This window comes from Amycolatopsis sp. NBC_00345, from assembly GCF_036116635.1.
Lineage (GTDB): Bacteria > Actinomycetota > Actinomycetes > Mycobacteriales > Pseudonocardiaceae > Amycolatopsis.
Window position 1 is genome coordinate 3,467,970 of record NZ_CP107995.1, and the last position, 18,561, is coordinate 3,486,530.

The 18,561-nt window shown below is 72.5% G+C and carries 18 protein-coding genes and 1 pseudogene; 10 read left to right on the plus strand and 9 right to left on the minus strand.

What is annotated here, in order from left to right:
- Positions 1–91: 91 nt before the first annotated feature.
- Positions 92–367 (plus strand): annotated as a pseudogene (locus tag OG943_RS48350) (SDR family NAD(P)-dependent oxidoreductase); the annotation flags it as partial.
- Positions 368–616: 249 nt separating this feature from the next.
- On the opposite strand, the gene OG943_RS15090 reads toward OG943_RS48350, so the two are convergent.
- Together OG943_RS15090 and OG943_RS15095 are read right to left on the minus strand one after the other, a co-directional pair.
- Positions 617–1,699: a lysylphosphatidylglycerol synthase transmembrane domain-containing protein gene (locus tag OG943_RS15090; RefSeq protein WP_328610394.1), complete on the minus strand. Its 1,083-nt coding sequence runs from the start codon at positions 1,697–1,699 to the stop codon at positions 617–619.
- Positions 1,700–1,981: 282 nt separating this feature from the next.
- The gene (locus OG943_RS15095; protein ID WP_328610395.1) at positions 1,982–2,731 is read right to left on the minus strand and encodes a nucleotidyltransferase domain-containing protein; all 750 of its coding nucleotides are present in this window, start codon (positions 2,729–2,731) and stop codon (positions 1,982–1,984) included.
- Between the two features lie 75 nt (positions 2,732–2,806).
- Between OG943_RS15095 and OG943_RS15100 the strand changes: the two genes are divergently transcribed.
- Complete coding sequence (locus tag OG943_RS15100) at positions 2,807–4,204, plus strand: hypothetical protein (RefSeq protein WP_328610396.1); 1,398 nt, start codon at positions 2,807–2,809, stop codon at positions 4,202–4,204.
- Between the two features lie 74 nt (positions 4,205–4,278).
- On the opposite strand, the gene OG943_RS15105 is transcribed toward OG943_RS15100, so the two are convergent.
- Positions 4,279–4,860 carry a TetR/AcrR family transcriptional regulator gene (locus OG943_RS15105; protein WP_328610397.1) on the minus strand — a complete coding sequence of 194 codons (582 nt, stop codon included), beginning with the start codon at positions 4,858–4,860 and terminating at the stop codon, positions 4,279–4,281.
- A 217-nt stretch (positions 4,861–5,077) separates the two neighbouring features.
- On the opposite strand from OG943_RS15105, the gene OG943_RS15110 reads away from it, so the two are divergent.
- From OG943_RS15110 to OG943_RS15125, 4 genes are all read left to right on the plus strand, one after another.
- The gene (locus OG943_RS15110) at positions 5,078–6,097 is read left to right on the plus strand and encodes an aldo/keto reductase (RefSeq protein ID WP_328610398.1); all 1,020 of its coding nucleotides are present in this window, start codon (positions 5,078–5,080) and stop codon (positions 6,095–6,097) included.
- Positions 6,098–6,145: 48 nt separating this feature from the next.
- Complete coding sequence (locus OG943_RS15115; protein ID WP_442874722.1) at positions 6,146–6,988, plus strand: LLM class flavin-dependent oxidoreductase; 843 nt, start codon at positions 6,146–6,148, stop codon at positions 6,986–6,988.
- A gap of 566 nt (positions 6,989–7,554) precedes the next feature.
- Positions 7,555–8,922, plus strand: coding sequence for a sugar porter family MFS transporter (locus OG943_RS15120; protein WP_328610400.1), 1,368 nt, complete (start codon positions 7,555–7,557; stop codon positions 8,920–8,922).
- Between the two features lie 9 nt (positions 8,923–8,931).
- Positions 8,932–9,831, plus strand: coding sequence for an NAD-dependent protein deacetylase (locus OG943_RS15125; protein ID WP_328610401.1), 900 nt, complete (start codon positions 8,932–8,934; stop codon positions 9,829–9,831).
- On the opposite strand, the gene OG943_RS15130 is transcribed toward OG943_RS15125, so the two are convergent.
- Positions 9,788–10,369 (minus strand): TetR/AcrR family transcriptional regulator, encoded by a 582-nt coding sequence (locus OG943_RS15130; RefSeq protein WP_328610402.1) that lies wholly within the window; start codon positions 10,367–10,369, stop codon positions 9,788–9,790. The two genes, OG943_RS15125 and OG943_RS15130, sit on opposite strands and share 44 nt — an antisense overlap.
- Before the next feature lie 84 nt (positions 10,370–10,453).
- On the opposite strand from OG943_RS15130, the gene OG943_RS15135 reads away from it, so the two are divergent.
- Positions 10,454–11,035, plus strand: coding sequence for a dihydrofolate reductase family protein (locus OG943_RS15135; RefSeq protein ID WP_328610403.1), 582 nt, complete (start codon positions 10,454–10,456; stop codon positions 11,033–11,035).
- 529 nt (positions 11,036–11,564) lie between these two features.
- Here the strand turns inward: OG943_RS15135 and OG943_RS15140 are convergent.
- Both OG943_RS15140 and OG943_RS15145 read right to left on the minus strand, forming a co-directional pair.
- Entirely contained in the window at positions 11,565–12,440 is an 876-nt protein-coding gene (locus tag OG943_RS15140; protein ID WP_328610404.1) for a haloalkane dehalogenase, read from the minus strand.
- Positions 12,441–12,450: 10 nt separating this feature from the next.
- Complete coding sequence (locus OG943_RS15145; protein WP_328610405.1) at positions 12,451–13,083, minus strand: NmrA family transcriptional regulator; 633 nt, start codon at positions 13,081–13,083, stop codon at positions 12,451–12,453.
- Positions 13,084–13,176: 93 nt separating this feature from the next.
- On the opposite strand from OG943_RS15145, the gene OG943_RS15150 reads away from it, so the two are divergent.
- The gene (locus tag OG943_RS15150) at positions 13,177–13,587 is read left to right on the plus strand and encodes a winged helix-turn-helix transcriptional regulator (protein WP_328610406.1); all 411 of its coding nucleotides are present in this window, start codon (positions 13,177–13,179) and stop codon (positions 13,585–13,587) included.
- A 7-nt stretch (positions 13,588–13,594) separates the two neighbouring features.
- On the opposite strand, the gene OG943_RS15155 is transcribed toward OG943_RS15150, so the two are convergent.
- Complete coding sequence (locus tag OG943_RS15155; protein WP_328610407.1) at positions 13,595–14,434, minus strand: SDR family NAD(P)-dependent oxidoreductase; 840 nt, start codon at positions 14,432–14,434, stop codon at positions 13,595–13,597.
- A gap of 85 nt (positions 14,435–14,519) precedes the next feature.
- On the opposite strand from OG943_RS15155, the gene OG943_RS15160 reads away from it, so the two are divergent.
- Complete coding sequence (locus tag OG943_RS15160; RefSeq protein ID WP_328610408.1) at positions 14,520–14,828, plus strand: ArsR/SmtB family transcription factor; 309 nt, start codon at positions 14,520–14,522, stop codon at positions 14,826–14,828.
- Positions 14,829–14,883: 55 nt separating this feature from the next.
- Positions 14,884–15,288 carry a VOC family protein gene (locus OG943_RS15165; protein WP_328610409.1) on the plus strand — a complete coding sequence of 135 codons (405 nt, stop codon included), beginning with the start codon at positions 14,884–14,886 and terminating at the stop codon, positions 15,286–15,288.
- A 49-nt stretch (positions 15,289–15,337) separates the two neighbouring features.
- Here the strand turns inward: OG943_RS15165 and OG943_RS15170 are convergent, their stop codons facing one another.
- Entirely contained in the window at positions 15,338–17,557 is a 2,220-nt protein-coding gene (locus OG943_RS15170) for a heavy metal translocating P-type ATPase (RefSeq protein WP_328610410.1), read from the minus strand.
- A 721-nt stretch (positions 17,558–18,278) separates the two neighbouring features.
- Complete coding sequence (locus OG943_RS15175; RefSeq protein ID WP_328610411.1) at positions 18,279–18,557, minus strand: DUF1490 family protein; 279 nt, start codon at positions 18,555–18,557, stop codon at positions 18,279–18,281.
- Positions 18,558–18,561 lie beyond the last annotated feature (4 nt).

Sequence of the window (18,561 nt, forward strand, 5' to 3'; positions counted from 1 at the left end):
CGGTCGCGAATGGACGATCGCCGCGCTCGACCGGGGCGACTCGGTCGCCGCCGTCAGGACCGCCCACGACCGCTTCGGCCGGCTCGACGTCGTGGTCAACAACGCCGGCTACGGCCAGTTCGGCCTGGTCGAGGAGCTGAGCGAGGCGGACCTGCGCGACCAGCTGGAGACCAACCTGTTCGGCGCGCTCTGGGTCACCCAGGCCGCGCTGCCGTTCCTGCGTGAGCAGGGATCCGGGCACATCCTGCAGGTCTCCTCGATCGGCGGGATCAGCGCGTTCCCGAACGTCGGCGCGTACCACGCGTCCAAGTGGGCGCTGGAGGGCATCAGCGAGTCACTGGCGCAGGAGGTCGCGGGCTTCGGCATCAAGGTCACGCTGATCGAGCCCGCGGGCTACTCCACCGACTGGGCCGGCCCGTCGCGCGGAAGCCCTGCCCGCCTACGACGCGTTCCGGGAGGCGCGGAAATCCGCTCCCCGGCGTCAATCCTCGCCCGGCGACCCCGAAGGCCACCCGCGCGGCGGTCCTGCAACTCATCGACTCTCCGGAGCCCCCGCTGCGTATCTTCTTCGGCGACGGCCCGCTCGCCGTGGCCTAGCGGAGAGCTCCGGGATTGTTCAGACGTCGGCGAGGTGGCGACGATCGGGCTGGTCCTCGAGCTCCTCGTCACGGCCGGACCGGCGGCCCGGCCGGAAGTGCTGGGTGGCCACCACGATCCAGCCGATCAGCACCACGCTGCCGGTGGAGAGCACGCGGTACAGCAGGACACTCGCCAGCGCCGAACCCGCTCCTCCCGAGACCGTCAGCGAAAGGGCCATCGCGGCCTCCACCGCGCCGAGCCCGGACGGCACCGGGAGCAGGCTGCCCGCGGCCATTCCGGCGGTGTAGGTGAGCAGGAGCACCGGCAGCCCGACGTGCATGCCGACGGCGGCGCAGCAGGCCGCGAGGCAGGCCAGGTCGAGCACCCAGTTGACGACGGCCAGCAGCAGCGCGCCGACCCAGTGGTAACCCGCCGGCCGGATGATGTAGAGGTCCTCGACGATCGAGTCGAGCCGGGCGTGGCCGGTCCCGGCCGGACGCCGGCGGAGCCGGTTGTACCAGGCCAGCAGCCGGTGTCCCAGCCGTACCAGCGGCTGCGGCTTCCGGACCAGCCGGACCACCAGCGCGAACACCGCGACGGACGCCAGCACCTTCACCGCCAGGCCGGGCGCCGAGCCCAGGGCCCCGCCGCTCAGCGCGACGCCGACCAGTCCCACCGCGCCCAGCGTGAGCGCCGACAGCAGCCCGGTGATGGTCAGCGACCAGGTGATGGCCGAGGACGACGCGCCCTGTCTACGCAGGGACCGGAAGGCGTAAGTGGTGGAGAAGACCGCGCCGGCCGGGAGCGTGGCGTGGACCGCGCCGGCGCCGTAGCTGATCGCGACGTTGCGCAGGATCGACACCCGGGAGCCGGCCGCGGCCAGGGTCAGCGCCCGCATCACCGCGAACGCGACCATCGAGCCCATCGTGGCGGCCAGGCCGATCAGCAGCCACCGCGGCGAAGCGTCGGCCACGCCCCGGAACGCCTCGGTGATCGTGTGTCCCTCGACGACCGCGTAGGTCACCACGACCCCGGCCAAGATCGCCGCGATCACGGTCCGCCGAGTCACCGCCACGCGGCTGAGCGGCTTCTTTCCCACCTCGGCAGGCAGTTCGGTCATGGCAGTCCTCCTCTCGGGCGTCCGGATCGCCGGGTCAAGGCATCGGTCACCTCAACGCTAGCGCGTCGCCCGGATCTGGAGACGGAGGTCCGGTGTCAACGGGATCACGACGGCCGGCCCGATGCCCGGGCTTCCGCCGGGTCGTGCCCTCTTGTCCCCTCGGCAGAGGCTCTCTGCCAGGTAATTCCCTCGACCCGGTCCACCGCCGTCGCCCGACGGTGGGCCGGGCTCAGTACCGTCCCGGTCACCCGGCCGAGTTCACTCGACAGGGGTCCGGCGAGTTCACTCGGCTGCCCGGAGCACGGCCGCCGCGGCCGCGAACCCGCCGGGGAGGTCGGCGGCGAGGCCGGTCACGGCGCCGTCGAGCGGACGCAGGCCCGCGCGCTCCAGCAGCGTCTTCTCGTTCGTCACCCATTGCCCGCGGCCGGCGAGCACGGCGTGCGCGGTCTGCAGCGCGGCGACTCCGATCGAAGCGGCCGCCTCGGTCAGCCGGCCGTGCGCGGCGTAGCCGGCTTCGGCGTAGTCCAGCGTCCGGCCGGCCGCGGCCCGCCAGAACTCCGGCGCCGTCCGGCGCAGCTCGTCCGGGTAGTCCGGGCGCGGCAGGCTTCCCCGCAGGACGCGGTTGATCGCCAGCTCCCCGACCACGAGGTAACTCGGGATCCCGGCCAGGTGGAAGGCCAGCGGCTCCCAGTGGAAACGGCCCGCGCGGGCCTCCGCCAGCTCGTGCTCCACGGACACCAGGTCGCGGTAGTGGACGTCGACGCTGCGGTCGTCGACCGTCAGCCACGCGCCGCCGTTGAACACGCCGCCGCCCCAGGCGCCGATTTCCGAGACCTCGCCCGGGAAACCGAGGGCGCGCAGGTCGGCGGGGTCGAACCCACCGCGGTAGTAGACCGACACGTCCCAGTCGCTGTCCGGCCGGTGCGTGCCCTGGGCCCGCGAGCCGCCCAGCGCCACCGCCTCCACCCCCGGCAGCGCGCCCAGCAGGTCCCCGAGGTGGTCGGCAAAGGTTTCCACGGTGTTGTCCGGCATCATCCGAAGATGCCATGGACGGCCCGGAAGATCGCTACGATTTTCCTGCCTTCCCGCACCCGACCTGGGGGTCCCATGCTCCGCTTCCGCACTCCCGCTTTGGCCGCGCTGGCCGGCGCGGCCCTGCTCACCGCCGGTGCGGCCCCCGCGGCCGCCGCCGCGCAGCCGTTCACCACGACCGTGTTCAAGGCCACCCACAACAGCTACTCGGGCAACGTCGACGGGGCCAAGGGCGCCATCTCCTACCAGCTCGACCACGGCGTCCGCTTCATCGAGTTCGACGTGCACGACAACGGCTACGCGACCAGCCACGACTACGGCGTCGGCCACGGCAGCCCCGGCGACCTGGTGGACCACGCGGGCAACCCGGCGTCGAACAACCTGCGCGACTGGCTGGCCGTGGTGAACACCTGGTCCGCCGCGCACCCGGCGGCCGCGCCGATCGTCGTCATGCTGGACCTCAAGGACGACCTCACGGACAACCCGTCGTTCGCCGCCGGGAACCTGACCGCGGTGAACCAGGAGATCCGGTCGGCGTTCGGCAGCCGGCTGCTGGCCGCGAAGGACTACCCGGCCGGCGCGAGCACGGATTCCTTGCGTGGCAAGGTACTCACGCTGCTCTCGGGTGACAGCGGCACGCGCGCTTCGTACCGCCGCGACGTCGGCTACCACCCGGCGATCGCGCTCAACGGGCACGGCCAGGTCGTCGAGCTGCACGATTCCGGCGCGGGCGCGCTCTGGTACTGGACCGGGACCTACGGGGCCGACGGCCGCGTCACCTGGAACCGGCACGGCCGCTACGACAGCGGCCAGACCCCGGCCGTCGCGCTGGACGACGCCGGCCGGATCGTCGAGGTGCACCAGTCGTCGACCGCCGCCACGCTCTGGTACCACACCGGCCAGCTCGGCGCGGACGGCGAGATCACCTGGTCGCCGAGCCACCAGTACGACAACGGCGTGCTCCCGACGGTCGCCTTCACCGGCACCGGCGTCCGCGAGATCCACCGCAGCCAGTCGGGCGAGCAGAACTGGCAGTGGACCGGCGCGCTGTCCGGCGCCACCGTGACCTGGACCGGCAACGCCAAGACGTCCGACCCGCGCTACGACACGACCACCGCTGTCTCCGGCACCGCCCGCGTCTCGGTGACGACCGGCGCCGACGGCCCCACCCCCGCGCAGACCCTGCGCTACTCCACCGACCGCGTCACCGGCGCCCGCGTCCAGTACCCGCAGATCGCCTTCGACGAGTACCAGAAGGGCGACCCGGCCGAGCTCCAGCCGGACGCGCTGTTCTACGGCGCCCCGGCGACGGAGTCGGCGTTCATCATCGCGGCCCGCCAGTCCGGCCACCTGGTCCGCGGCTGGGACTTCGACTCGGCCGGCCTCGCCACCACCCCGCCCGCCAGCTACGCGGCGACCAACCACCCGTGGGACGCCTGGTACCAGACGCTGACCAGCGGGGCCGCGGAGTAGCCACCGGAAGCTGACTCCGGCCCAAGGACTCGTGAGTGTTGGTGACGGTTAGAACCGGCATAAACACTCACGAGTCAACGTGGCTCGCGTAGCCCGGCGATGAGCACCCCGACCAGCCGGCGCGCGTCGTAGCGGGAGTCGGTCTCGGCGCCGATGCAGAGGTTGCCGACGCCGCGCATCACCTCGATGGCCTGCAGGTCGGACCGGATCTCGCCGGCCGCGGCCGCGGCGTCGAGCAGCTCGGCGCACACCGGCACCAGGCGGTCGAGGAAGTACGCGTGCAGCGTCTCGAAACCGGCGTTGTCGGACCGCAGCACGGCGGCCAGCCCGTGTTTGGTGACCAGGAAGTCGACGAACTGGTCGATCCACCGCCCCAGCGCGGCGTGCGGGGTTTCGCTGCTCTTCAGCAGGGCCGGGCCGGCCTCGGCGAGCGCCTCGACCTGGTGCCGGTAAACGGCGATGATCAGGTCCGCCCGCGTCGGGAAGTGGCGATAGATCGTGCCCATCCCGACGCCCGCCTTGGCCGCGATGTCACGGACCGGCGCTTCCACACCGGACGCGACGAACACCGCCGCGGCCGCGTCCAGCAGGGTCTCCTCGTTGCGCCGCGCGTCCGCCCGCTTGGGCTTGGCCGCCGGCTCCCCGCCTTCACTCACCACGTGACTCCTTCCACTACCTGCCTTGCCACCACCCGCTTTGCTCCGCAGGCCCTGAACACAGGCATCCAACCCCAGGCGTCGCCCAGCAGAACGTGCCCAGCAACCCTTGCGAAACGGAACATCGCTCCGTATGGTTATCGGAGCAAGGTTCCGCTTGCTCATCATGCCAGAGCGCGGGACCGGCCGCCAAACCCCGTCACGGAGGACCACGCTCATGCAGTACCGCACTTTGGGCCGCACCGGTGTGCAGGTCAGCACCCTCGCGCTCGGCGCGATGAACTTCGGCGCCATCGGGCACACCACCCAGGAAGAGGTCACCGCCATCGTCGACGGCGCCCTCGAAGCCGGGATCAACCTGATCGACACGGCCGACGCGTACAGCCGCGGCCAGTCGGAGGAGATGGTCGGCCGGGCCATCGCCGGGCGCCGGGACGACCTCGTGCTGGCCACGAAGGCGAACAACCCGATGGGCGACGACCGGAACCAGCAGGGCAGCTCGCGCCGCTGGCTGGTCACCGAGCTGGACCACAGCCTGCGCCGCCTCGGGGTCGACCACGTCGACCTATACCAGATCCACCGGTGGGACCCGAGCACCAGCGACGAGGAGACCCTCTCGGCGCTGACCGACCTGCAGCGCGCCGGGAAGATCCGCTACTTCGGCTCCTCGACCTTCCCCGCGTACCGCCTCGTGCAGGCCCAGTGGGCCGCCCGCGAGCACCACCTGAGCCGGTACGTCACCGAGCAGCCCGGTTACTCCATCCTGCAGCGCGGGATCGAGACCCACGTGCTGCCGGTGACCGAGGAGTACGGGCTCGGCGTGCTGGTGTGGAGCCCGCTGGCCTCGGGCTGGCTGTCCGGCGCCGTCCGCGAGGGCCGGGAGGTCACCACCAACCGCTCGGCCTTCCTGCCGGAGCGCTTCGACACCGCCATCCCCTCGAACCGGGCCAAGCTCGACGCCGTCGAGCAGCTGGCCAAGATCGCCGACGAGGCCGGGCTGAGCCTGATCCAGCTCGCGCTCGGGTTCGTCACCGCGCACCCCGCCGTGACCAGCGCGATCATCGGCCCCCGCACCACCGGCCACCTGGACTCGCAGCTCGCCGCCGCGGACACCGTGCTCTCCGCCGACGTGCTCGACGCGATCGACGCCGTGGTCGCCCCCGGCGCCGACCTGGCCGCGCACGAGAAGTTCGACACCCCGCCCGCGTTGCTCGACCCGGCCCTGCGCCGCCGCTGACGTCCGAGGAAGGACCACGAACCCATGTCCCCCATCAGTTTCGGCCTCATGACCGCCCCTCAGCAGGTCGGCTACCCCGACGTGCTGCGGGTCTGGCGCGAGGCGGACCAGATCCCCGAGATCGAGCACGCCTGGCTGTTCGACCACCTCATGCCGATCGGCGGTGACCCGGACGGGCCGATCTTCGAAGGCTGGACGCTGCTCTCGGCCCTCGCCGCGTCGACCGAGCGGCTGCGGCTCGGCCTGATGGTCACCAGCAACCGCTTCCGGCCGCCCGCGATCCTGGCCAAGATCGCCACGACCGTCGACGTCGTCTCCGGCGGGCGGCTCGAGTTCGGCATCGGCGCGGGCTCACGGCCCAGCGTTCCCATGGCCCGGCGGGAATACGACGCGCACGGCCTGCCCTATCACGACGCCGCGCACGCCGTGGAAAGCCTCGCCGAGGCCTGCACCGTGATCCGGCGGCTGTGGACCGAGGACAAGCCATTCGACTTCGCCGGCACCCATCACCAGCTCACCGGCGCGTTCGCCAACCCCAAGCCGGTCCAGCACCCCCACCCGCCGATCGTCATCGGCGGGCGCGCCGCCGCGACGTTGCGCGTGGCCGCCGAGCACGCCGACCGGTGGAACATCCCGGGCGGCGACCTCGAGGACGCGGTCAGCCGCAGCGCCATGCTGGACCGCTACTGCGAGGACATCGGCCGCGACCCGGCCGAGATCACCCGCTCGATCTTCCTGTCCGTCTCCTACGACCAGCCCGAAACCACCCGTGAGGCGATCCGCGAGGCGACCGGCGCCGGCTTCTCGCACGTCATCCTCGGCCTGTCCTCGCCCTACCCCGCCGGCGTCGCCCGGTGGCTCGCCGACGAGCTGATCGGCAAGTCGGTCTAGCGCGGTCCAGTCCGGCCGGGCCTCGAAAAGGCAATCCTCGAAAAGGCGATCCTCGACCAGAGAACCGGCCAGGAACGCGAACGGGCCGGGCTACCTCACCCCGACGGAGGAAGCCCGGCCCTGTCCCCGCAGATGCGCGCACCGGCCATCGTCCCTGGCCGTTGACCGGCCATGCCCGGCGCCGCACCAACGTTCCCGCCGCCCGTGCGGCGTTCCCAGGCGCCGTACGAAAAACAGGAAGTGCGTTGTGGTCCGCGGATCAGCTCCACACTGCGGCGCCGCCCACGACCACCAACGGCCGCGGCGCCTCCCGCTCCGGCACGGGTTCCATCACGCGAACCCGAGCTCTCGCCGGGGCCTCGGCGCAGTGCTGCTCGACCCGTTCCATCAGAACGGCGCCGACCATCAAGAACACCGGAGTACCCAACGCCAACCACATGATCGCTGGGTACCCAGTGATCCCGGAACTGAATCACCCCGGTCCCAAAATCACATGATTTCCTTGACCCACACCGAAAATCGCGCCTCGTCCTGCGAATGTTCCGTGACCGGGCCATGATCACCAGGTGAACGGACACCGGAAATCGAACTTCGGCATCTGGTTCTTCGGCGCGCTCGGCGGAATCCTCTGGGGCTACGACACCGGCGTGATCTCCGGCGCGCTGCTCTACATCGACCGCGACATCCCGCTCAGCCCGATCGTGCAGGGCCTGGTCGTCTCCGGCCTGCTCGCCGGGTCGATGGCGGGCGCGGGGCTGGCCGGACGGCTGGCCGATTCGCTGGGCCGGCGCAAGATGATCCTCGCCTCCGGCGCGGTGTTCACCGTCGGCACCCTGGGCGCCGCGCTGGCGGGCGGCGCGCCGCTGCTGGTGGCGTTCCGGTTCGTGATGGGCATCGGCGTCGGCATCGCGTCGGTGGTGGTGCCGATGTACCTGTCCGAGCTGGCGCCGAAAGAGGTCCGCGGCAAGCTCACGTCGCTGATGCAGCTCCTGGTCACGATCGGGATCCTGGTCGCCTACATCACCGACTACGCGCTGTCCGGCGCGGGCGCCTGGCGGTGGATGATCGGGCTGGGCGTGGTGCCCGCCGTGCTGCTCATGGCCGGGATCTACACCCAGCCGGAGAGCCCGCGCTGGCTGGCCGTCAACAAACACGACGAAACGGGCGCCAAGCAGGTCCTCGCCGGGCTGCGCGGCAGCGAGTCCGTCGCCGAGGCCGAGCTGGCCGATATCCGCGCCGGCGCCCGCGCCCAGGCCGAGAACGAAGAGCCGCTGCGGCTGCGCATGCTCACCGGCGGCCGGCTGCGGAAGGTGTTCACCGTCGGCATGCTGCTGGTGTTCTTCCAGAACTTCGTCGGGATCAACACGATCATCTACTACGCCCCGACGCTGCTGACCAACGTCGGTTTCGGCTCCTCCGGCGCGATCCTCGCGAACGTCGGCATCGGCGCCGTCAACATGCTCATGACGCTGCCCGCGATGCGCCTGATCGACCGCGCCGGGCGGCGGCCGCTGCTGCTCGTCGGCGCGCTGGGCATGTGCGGCGCGATGATCCTGCTGGCGGCGGCCAACCTCGCCGGGATGACCAAGGGCCCGCTGCTGCTCGGCCTGACGCTGTCGGGCATCGCGATCTACGTCGCGTCGTTCTCCGTGTCCTGGGGCCCGGTCCAGTGGGTCGCGCTGCCGGAGCTGTTCCCCCTGCGGGTCCGAGCGGCCGCAGTGGGGCTGTGCGTGGTGTTCAACTGGCTGTTCAACCTGGTCGTCGCGCTGGTCTTCCCGCCGCTGCTGGCCAAGTTCGGCGCCGGGCTGAACTTCCTGTTCTTCGCCGTGATGACGGCGCTGGCGTTCGTGTTCGTCAAGAAGCTGATGCCGGAGACGAAGGGCCGCAGCCTGGAGGACCTCGAGCGCGAGCTGGCCGAGCCGAGCCGGACGTAAACTGGCCGAGTGCGCACACGACCGACGTTGACCTGGGCCGGCACCGGGGAGCCACTCCCGCGCACCGGCACCCTCGACGAGGTGGCCGGGGTACTGGCCGGCGGCCGGGTAGTGGCGCTCAGCGGCGCCGGGATCTCCACCGAGTCCGGCATCCCGGACTACCGCGGCGAGTCCGGCAGCCTGCGCCGGCACACCCCGATGACCTACGGCGAGTTCGTCGCGGGCGAGGACGGCCGCCGCCGCTACTGGGCGCGCAGCCACCTGGGCTGGCGGACCATCGCGCGGGCGGCGCCGAACGCCGGCCACCGCGCCGTCGCCGCCCTGCGCGCCGCCGGGCACCTGTCCGGGGTGATCACACAGAACGTCGACGGCCTGCACCGCGCGGCCGGCACCCCCGGCGTCGTCGAGCTGCACGGCAACCTCGACCGTGTGGTCTGCCTCGGCTGCCGCCGGTCCAGCGCCCGCGAGGAGCTGGACGCCCGGCTGCGCGCCGCCAACCCCGGTTTCGGCGGCACCGCCACCCGGATCAACCCGGACGGCGACGCCGAGCTCGCCGAGGACGCCGTCCGCTCGTTCCGCCTGGTCCCCTGCACGGCCTGCTCCGGCGTGCTGAAGCCGGACGTGGTCTTCTTCGGCGAGAACGTGCCGCGGGCACGGGTGGAGCGCTGTTACCGCCTGGTCGACGAGGCCGCCGCGCTGCTGGTCCTCGGCTCTTCCCTCACGGTGATGTCCGGCCTGCGCTTCGTCCGCCACGCCGCGAAAACCGGCAAGCCCGTGCTGATCGTCAACCGCGGCGAGACCCGCGGCGACAGCCACGCGGACGTGCGCGTGGACCAGCCACTGGGCCTCGCGCTGACCGGGCTGCTCACTCGGCTGGCGGTCCCAGCAGCCGCTCCACCAGTGCCGTGACCAGTGCGGCCGCCTGATCCTCGGTGATCAGCTCCGGCAGGGTCAGGCGCTCGACGACCAGCCAGTTCAGCGCCAGGTAGAGCAGCATGGCCGCGGTCGCGTCGCCGGGCCGGGTCCCGTCTTCGCGAAAGGTGGCGTTCGCGTCCAGGTCTTCCTGCAGCCGGTCGGTCAGCACCGAGCGCAGCTCCGGCCGCCGCACCGCCTCGAGCCGCAGCTCCAGGAGCGCCAGGCAGACCGAGCGCGACTGCGTGAGCCGCTCGACGAAGACCCGCACCAGCCGCGCCGCGATAGTCCGGTCCTGCCCGACTTCGAGCAGCGACCCGGCCGTCCAGGGGTCCGGGGTCAGCCGGTCGTACGCCCGCATGCCGGCCTGGGTGAGCAGGACGTCCCGGCTGCTGAAGTAGTTCGAGGCGGTGCCCAGCGGCAATCGCGCCTCCGCGTCCACCGCCCGGAAGGTCAGGCCGCGGGCGCCGTCGCGGGCCAGCACCTCCAGCGCCGCGTCGACGAGGTTGATCCGGCGTCGCAGGTTCTGCCTCACGCGGCCCACACCCTATGTCCTTTTTACTCCGCTTGTAGTGGTATGACCTTGATACCACTACAAACGCAGTAAATGGGGCCTAGGATGCGCAAGCTGATCTATTACGTCGGAATATCACTCGACGGTTACCTGGCCGCGCCGGACGGGACGGCCGACTTCTACCCGGTCACGCCCGACGTGGTCGAGTTCATCACCACCGAGTACCCGGACACGCTGCCCACGCACATCCGGGCGCAGCTGGGCATCGACGCGCCGAACCGGCACTTCGCCGTCGGCATCCAGGGCCGGCGCACCTACGAGCCGGCCCTGGAGGCCGGCGTGACCAGCCCGTTCACGCACCTGCGCCAGTACGTCGTGTCGCGCAGCATCACCGAAAGCCCGGACCCCGCGGTCGAACTGGTGGACGGCGACCCGCTCGCCAAGGTCCGCGAGCTCAAGGCCGAGGCGAGCGAGGAGCCGGCCGGGGACATCTACCTGATCGGCGGCAGCGAGCTCGCCGGGCAACTGCTGCCGGAGATCGACGAGCTGGTGCTCAAGGTGTACCCGATCGTCGCGGGCGCCGGGATTCCCTTGTTCCGTACGGACTTCTCGCCGGTCGCGTTCGAGCTGACCGGCACGCGGACGCTGGAGCACGGCACGGTGGTGCTGAACTACCGGCGGAAGTGACGCAGGCCGGGGCTGGGGCGGCGGTGCTGGCGTTTCGGCGGAGGTGACGCGAGCCCGGGCCGGGGCGGCAGTGCCGACGGAAGTGACGCTGGCCCAGGCCGGGGTGGCAATACCGGCATTCCAGCGGAAGTGACGCGAGCCGGAGCCGGCCCGGGCCCGCGTGCGCCAGGTGGGCGACCAGGACCGCTCGCACCCGGCCGGGACCGCCCGCACCAGGTGCGCGACTCGAATCGTGCGCGCACGGCGGGCAGTCCGAACCATGCGCACAAAGCGGGTGGTGGTCCGAACCCACAAACACAAGGCAGCCGGTCCCCACCGCGCGCACAAACCAAGGCAGTGGCCCGAACCCGCGCGCGCAAAGCGGCGGCCCGCACCGCGCGCGCACGGCACACGGTCCCCACCGCGCGGCACACAGTCCGCACCGCATGCACAAAACGGCCGGTCCGGACCGCGTACACAGGCACAAGGTCCGGACCGCGTGCACACCACGCTCCGCATACAGGAAAGCGGCCGGTCCAGCCCACCCGCGCTAGGGGCGGATCTGGCGCAGACCGTGCGCGTCGGCCCAGTTCGTGAGTGAGGCGGCGAGCGCGGTGGGCCGGTCCTCGGGAGTGTGGTGCCCGGCGGGTACCGGGTGGTGGGCCACTTCGAGGCTCGCGTAGGTCTCGGCGCACCACGCATGCAGGCGCGGCCCCAGCATCGCGCCCGGGCCGGGTTCGAAAGTGACCAGCAGCTTGGGCACCTCCGGGCTGGCCGCCAGCCAGGCGACGTACCGGTCCACCCGGGCGACGACGTCCGCGGGCTCGCCGCCCAGCGGCATCGAACGGGCCCAGCTCAGCAGGGGCCGACGGGTTTCGGGCGTCGGGTACGGGTGGAGGTAGGCCTCGAGGTCGGTGGCGGTCAGGCCGGTCAGCGTCGAGGCCGGCAGCGAGTCGCGGAGGAAGCTGTTGTCGTCGAGGACCAGTTGTTCGCCGCGGCCCGGGGTCTTGAGCGCGCGGAACAGCTCCTGGCCGCCGGCCGGGAACTCTTGCCACGCCATGGCTTTCACGATCGTCTCGGTGAACGCGAGCCCGCGGACGCGGCCGGGGTGGCGGGCGGCGAAGTCGAACGCGAGCGCGCCGCCCCAGTCGTGGCCGACGAGCACGACCTGGTCGAGGCCGAGTGCGTCGAACCAGGCGTCGAGGTACCGGGCGTGGTCGTCGAAGGTGTAGGCGAGCGGCGGTTTTCCCGACGCGCCCATGCCGATCAGGTCCGGTGCGAGCAACCGGCCGGGCTCGCCGACGGCGGGCAGCACGTGCCGCCAGAGGTACGACGAGGTCGGGTTCCCGTGCAGGAACACCATCGGCGCGCCGGCTCCGGTCTCGCGGTGGAACATCGTCGAATCGAGTACGCGGGTCGTCGGCACGTCGCGCCCCCTACGCGAAGGCCGCGGCGGAACGCGCGGCCCACTCGGAGAACGGCCGCGCCGGGCGGCCCAGGATCCGCTCGACGTCGGGGCTGACGCGCTGTTCCGCGAGCAGCGGGTCACCGAGCAAGGCGAGCGTCGCGTCGGCGATCGGGCCGGTCGCCTGCGTCAGCATCCCGGCACGCGCGTCAGCCGGGCTCTGCTCGAGGAAGCGCACAGCCGTGCCCAGTGCATCGCCGATGGCGTGCGCGCGCTGCCGCGGCGTGAGCGGCGCCGGGCCGGTCAGCTCGTAGACGCGGCCCGCGTGCCCGTTGCCGAGCAGCACCTCCGCCGCCACTTCGGCCACGTCGGCCGGGTCGACGAACGGGAGGGCGACGTCCCCGAAGGGTGCGGCGGCCGTCCGCACGGCCCGCTCGAACCCGGTGAAACAGGCGTCAGGCCTGGTGCCGGCGCCCTGCGAGGACAGCAGCACGATCCTTCGCACTCCCCCGGCCTTCGCGACGGCGACCAGCGCGTCGGCCGGGCCATGTGGGAAGAGGAACAGCGTGTCCGCGCCGTCCAGGACCGGCCGGAGGCTCTCCGGCTCGGCCAAGTCCGCGCGCCGGCGCGCGATGCCGGCGGTCGCCCCTGTCACCACGATCATCTTCCCGTTCTCCTCCGTCGGTTCCGCATTGGCCACGACGTTAGGAAGCGCGTGACCGGACGGTAAGGACGCACTTCGAAGTAAGCTCACGACATGGAGGAATGGACGCAGTTCACGGGGCGCTCCGAAGCGGACGGCTATGAGGTGTTTCACACCGACTGCCCGGCGCGCACGGTGCTCGACCACGTCACCAGCCGCTGGGGAGTGTGGGTGCTGATCGCCTTGCGGGACAAGGAACTGCGGTTCTTCGAGCTGCGCCGTGCGATCGACGGGGTCAGCGAAAAGATGCTGTCGCAGACGCTGCGCACCCTGGTCCGCGACGGGCTGGTGTGGCGCGCGGTCGAGGCCACCACCCCGCCGCAGGTGAGCTACGGGCTGACCCCGCTCGGGCGTGGCACCGGCGAGTCGCTGTCGACGCTTTTCTACTGGCTCCGCGACAACGCCACCGACATCCTCGCCACGCAAGCCCGGTTCGACGAGGACGGCCGCCGGCAGAGCGCGTAGGGACTTCTCAGCGCAGGGACGGATGGAGTTCGGGCGGCCCGCCCAGTTCGTAACGCAGCGAGAGCGGGGCGCCACCGTCCACATCGGTCACGCCGAGGCGCGCGCCGATCTCGGCGCCGATGAGCGCGCGGCCGGAGTAGTGCATGACGTCGCCCGCGTACAGCGCGGCGATGACCCGGCCGGTGAACTGCGGCGACTCGCGGCGGGCGGTGGGGCGCTGCTCGGGTGGCAGCGACGCGATGTACTCGCGTGAGCGCTCCGTGTCGAGGCCGCCCATCCAGATCGAGACGGCGGCGACGTTGTGCGGCCGCAGCTCCTTCGCCATGTCCGCGGCCATCTTGTCGGCGCCTGCTTTCTGCGCGCCGTACGCGGGGTTCTGGTAGTAGGCGACCGCGCCGTAGTGGCCGGTGTTGACGATCAGCCCGCGGCCGTTGGCGATCAGCAGCGGCGCGGCGTGGTAACTCGCGACGTAGTGCGAGCGCAGGCCGACGGTGATCAGGTCCGCCGTCGCGAGCGGCTTCTCCCAGAACCCGCCTGGCCGCGGCGAGCCGGCGAAGTTCGCGGCGTTGTTGACCAGGATGTCCAGCCGGCCCTGCTCTTCGGCGACGCGCGCGAACAACGCGGCCACGGCGTCGTCGTCCCCGTGGTCCACCGCGACCGGGATGCCCTTCCCGCCGGCCTCGGTGACGAGCGCGGCGGTCTCGGCGATCGTCCCGCCGTGCGGCGAGTCGCCGGCCGACTGGCTGCGCCCGGTGACGTACACGGTCGCGCCCGCCTCCCCCAGCGCGATCGCGATCCCCTTGCCCGCCCCGCGGCTGGCCCCGGTGACGACGGCGATTTCCGGCATGACACCACTCCTAAACTGTTAGATGATTCTCGAACACTGCCCAGTGTACGATCAGGGTCGAACATGTCGAGCGGAGGGAGCCGCGATGGCCCGGACGCTGGTCCACACGGAGCCGGCCGACGTCACGCTGCAGCAGGCGCTCGAGGCCCTCTCGGATCCGGTGCGCCGTTCGATCCTGCGCGAGGTGTCGGGCGAGCCGGATTTCACGCGCGCCTGCGGCACGTTCGACCTGCCGGTGTCCAAGGCGACGGCCAGCCACCACTTCTCCGTGCTGCGCGCCGCGGGCCTGCTCGAACAGCTCGACCGCGGCCCCCGCCGCTACAACCGCCTGCGCCGCAAGGAGTTCGACGCCCGCTTTCCCGGCCTGCTCGACCTCGTACTGGCGGAGGACTAGCGCCGATCAGTTTCGGAGAAGCGCCCGGGCCCCCTTCCGGCTAGCGTCGGTGCCCATGACCGTTTCCATCAGCCACGTGCACGTCCTCGTCGACGACCCCGACGCCGCGCTCGCCTTCTACCGCGACACGCTCGGGCTCACCGTGCGCAACGAGGTCTCCCAGGGCGGGTTCCGCTGGATCACCCTCACGACCATCAGTCAGCCCGAAATCCAGATCGTGCTGTCCCAGCCGCACGCCGGCCGTTCGAAGGAGGACGGCGACGCCCTCGCCGCGCTGCTCGCGAAGGGCGAGCTGCGCCCGCTCCAGTTCAGCAGCGACAACCTCGACGAGACCTTCGAGAAGGCCGCCGGCGCGCCCGGCGCCGACGTGGTGCAGGAGCCCGTCAGCCAGCCGTGGGGCGCTCGCGACGCCGCCGTGCGCGACCCCGCGGGCAACATGGTCCGGATCGAGCAGAGCTAGCCCGGTCCCGGTCACGGCTCAGCGCGCGGGGCCGGTCGCCTCGGGCGAGTCAGCCTTCCGCCCGGCCCTCGCGGGGAATGCGGTAGCGGATCAGCCGCGAACTGTTGCCCACCACCGCGACCGACGACGCGTTGTGCAGGATCGCCGCGACCACCGGGGACAGCGCGCCCGCGGCCGAGACCAGCAGGCCCACGGTGTTGACCGCGATGGACAGCCCGTAGTTCTGCCGGATCAGGGTGACGCCGCGGCGGCCGAGGTCGCGCAGGGCGAGCAGCGCGCGCAGGTCGTCGGCGGCGAGGGCGACGTCCGCGGTCTCGACGGCGACGTCGGTGCCGCCGACGCCCATCGCGATGCCGATGTCGGCCAGCGCGAGCGCGGGGGCGTCGTTGGTGCCGTCGCCGACCACCGCGACCACGTGCCCCTCGGCCTGCAGCTGCCGCACGACGTCCTGCTTGTCCTCCGGCATCACCTGCGCGCGGAACTCGCTGATGCCCAGCTCCGCGGCGACGGCGGCGGCCGTCTCCGGATGGTCGCCGGTGAGCAGGACGACGCGCCGGACGCCGTCGGCCCGCAGGGCGGCCAGCACCTCCCGCGCCTCGGGCCGGACGGTGTCGCGCAGGGAGACCAGGCCGGTCAGCCGGCCGTCGACCGCGAGCAGCAACGGCGTCTCGGCGGCCTGGCGGAGCCGTCCGACCCACTGGGTCGCGGCCTCGGGCAGCTCGACGCCCTCGCCGCGCAGCAGGCCGGCGCTGCCGATGAGCAGCACCCGGCCGTCGCTCGCGACGCGCATGCCCTGGCCCAGCAGGACTTCGCACTGCTCGTGCGGCGGGATGCGGATCCGGCGCTCCTCGGTGGAGCGGATCACGGCCTGCGCCAGCGGGTGCCGCGAGTGGATCTCCGAGCTGGCCGCGTGGGCCAGCACGTCCTCGGGCGTCCAGGCCTCGTCGAAGGAGATCACGTTGGTGACGACCGGGCGGCCGAGGGTCAGCGTGCCGGTTTTGTCGAACACGATCGCGTCGACGCGGCCGGCGGCCTCGAGGTGCGCGCCGCCCTTGACCAGGATGCCGCGGCGGGCGCCGTTGCCGATCGCCGCGCTGATCGCGGTCGGCGTGGCGAGCCCGACCGCGCACGGGCAGGCGACCAGCAGCATCGTCATGGCGCGCCGGATGTCGCGGGTCACCAGCAAGGTCAACGCGGACAAGGCGAACGACGCCGGGACGAAGCGGCGCGAGAAGGTGTCGGCGACCGTCTGGATCGGCGCGCGGTCCTCCTGGGCCTGCTCGACCCGGCGGATGATCCGCCCGATCGCGGTGTCGGCGCCGACCGCCGTCGCGCGCACCACGAGGCGGCCGCGCAGCAGCACCGACCCGGCGTGCAGGGCGGTGCCCACGGTGACCGTGACCGGCAGCTGCTCACCCGTGACGGCGGCCTGGTCCACGATCCCGTCACCGTCGACGACCACGCCGTCCACCGGCAGCACCACGTGCTCGTGCAGCACGACCTCGTCCCCCAGCACCAGGTCCGCGATGTCCACTTGCGACTCGACGGCACCGGCGTGGCGCACCCAGACCCGCGTGCGCGCACCGGTCAGCAGCTCGGAGACGGCGCGGCGGCTGCGGCGGAGGGTGAGGTCCTGCAGGTACTCGCCGATGTTCAGCAGCCACAGCACGGTCAGCGCGACGACGTTCTCGCGCAGCACCAGGCTCGCCACGGTCGCGGCGGACACCAGCGCGTCGGTGCCCGCGCCGCGGCCGCCCGCGAGGGAGCGCAAGGCGCCGCGGAGGAAGGGGTAACCGGTGAAGACCGTGACGCCGGTGGCCGCCGCGCGCCCGGCCGCACCGAGCATCGGCGGACGGCGCAGGCCGTAGCGGCGCAACCCCAGCACAGCGAGCGCGACGCCACCGGCGACCAAACGCACCAGGTCGGCGTTGCGCACGTCCGCCGACCGCGGCGTGCGCGCCGGCGCCGGGAACGGATCCGCGGCCAGCCCGCCCCGGACCGCCGCGACGAGCCCGGCCCGGTCACACCGCTCGGCGTCGTACCAGACGACCACGCTGCCGGTCCGCGGGTACGCGTGCACCTGCCGCACCCCGGCGACGTGATCGGCGGCGTCCTCGACCGCGACCGCCCGCGCCGCCGAGCCCCGCAGCGCGGGGGCCCGCAACCGCACCCGCCCGGCCGCGTCGGAGAGGACCCACAGGTCGCTGTCTCGCGGCTCGCTGTCTCGCCGCTCGCCGTGTCGCGTCTCGCGCGGCCCGGTGGAGTCCACTTGCGACAGTGCCGTCCCGGCCGCTGCCCCTGCTGCCGTGACGGCTGTTGTCACGGCAGCATTTCCGGCCGCTGCCACCGCGGTTTTCCCGCCAGTCGTCGCAGCGGCTTTCCCGCCAGTCGTCACGGCGCCAGTTGCCACGGTCGTCGCGGCGGCTTTCCCAGCTGCCCCCGCGGCGCCGTTCCCAGCCGCCCCCGCAGCGCCGTTCCCAGCTGCCGTCGCGGCAGCTTTCCCGCCGGTCGTCACTGCGGCACTTCCGGCTACCGTCGCGACGGCTTTCCCATCGGTTGCCGCAGCCGCCTTCCCAGCGCTCGTCGCGGCAGTTGTCCCGGCCGCCACGTCCGCAGTCGTGCAAGCCGCGCTCTCGGTACCCGTCACTGCGGCAGCCCCCAGCGGCGTCGCGGCGGCTTTCCCAGCGCTCGTCGCGGCACTTGCCCCGGCAGCTCCCTCTGCGGTCATGCAAGCCGCCGGAGCACCCGTCGCAGCGGCTGCCACGGAGGCTTTCCCCGCAGTCGTCCCGGCTACCCCGGCATCCGTCGTGGCGGCTGCCCCGGCAGGCGTCGCAGCAGTTGCCCCAGCCCCAGCCCCAGCCGCAGCCCCAGCGCTCGCCGCGGCAGCTCCCCCGCAGCTGGTCGCACCGCCCATCCCAGCCGCAGTCCCGGCGCCCATCGCACCAACTCCCCCACCGCCAGTCCCGGCGAAGCCGTTCGCGGCGGGCATCTCAGTGCTCGTGGCCGTGGCCGGCGGGGGTGCCGGGGATCGGGGCCTGCTCGCCGGCGCGGCCGCGGGCCTCGCTGACGATGTCGGCCGTGGCGAGGCGGACCTTTTCCGCGCCGGTCTCCGCGGCGCGGGCGCCCTTGAGCCCCCACGCGGTGACCGAGACCGTGGCGGAGCGGAAAGCACCCGACCGGGCGATCCGCTTGACGCCGTCGTACGCGGCGGCCCCGGCGAGACCGGTCACCACCAGTCCCGCCGCCTTGCCCGCGATGCCGCTCTTCATGACC